General features: G+C 54.0%; 1 protein-coding gene. It reads right to left on the bottom strand.

Going from position 1 to position 622, the window contains the following annotated elements:
- Positions 1–622 (bottom strand): condensation domain-containing protein (locus tag ACVBEF_RS21330; protein WP_447125893.1); only part of this gene is annotated, 622 nt, incomplete at both ends.

Genomic DNA, 622 nt, shown 5'->3' with positions numbered 1-622 from the left:
GATAGTGCGCTAACTGATTGGCTTGGGCGTTGAGTTCGGCATAACTCAGTTGTTCAGCGCCATGCTCCACCGCCACCGCCTGTGGCGTCTTTATGGCCTGTGCCTCGATGAGTTGATGCAGCAGATATTCACGCTCTGGGTACATCACTTGCGTGGCGTTCCAGCTGGTCACAATCTGATGACGTTCTGCTGCTGTGAGCAACGGCAGTTGATCGATCATGCAATCGGCACCATCAATGATCGCCTCCATCAATATCGCCATGCGGCTTTGTATGCTGACGATGTCGTCCCGCGTGAAATGACGCTGGTTGTAATCGAACACAACTAAGACATCCTGATCCCGATGGGAGTCCTGCACTGAGATGGCAAGTGGCGTTTGCTCAAAGCCATGGTCTAGTTGGAAGCCGCTGGCGCGCCCTTCCCCCATGGGGGAATCCAAATTAAAGACGCCAAAGGAAAGCGAGACATCGAACAATTGGTGATAGCCGTTTTGTATGACGTTGTACGCGCGGTTAATCTCCGCAATAGGAAAGCGCTGATGCCGGTAGCAGCGGCGTAATTCTTTGGCAACCGCTGCCATCGCGTGTGTAAACGGTTGCTGCCGATCGAGCGCAACCCCCAC

The organism is Glaciimonas sp. GG7 (assembly GCF_052976905.1).
Note: the sequence above shows the minus strand (reverse complement) of the source record. Positions and strands in the feature narration are given on the sequence as shown.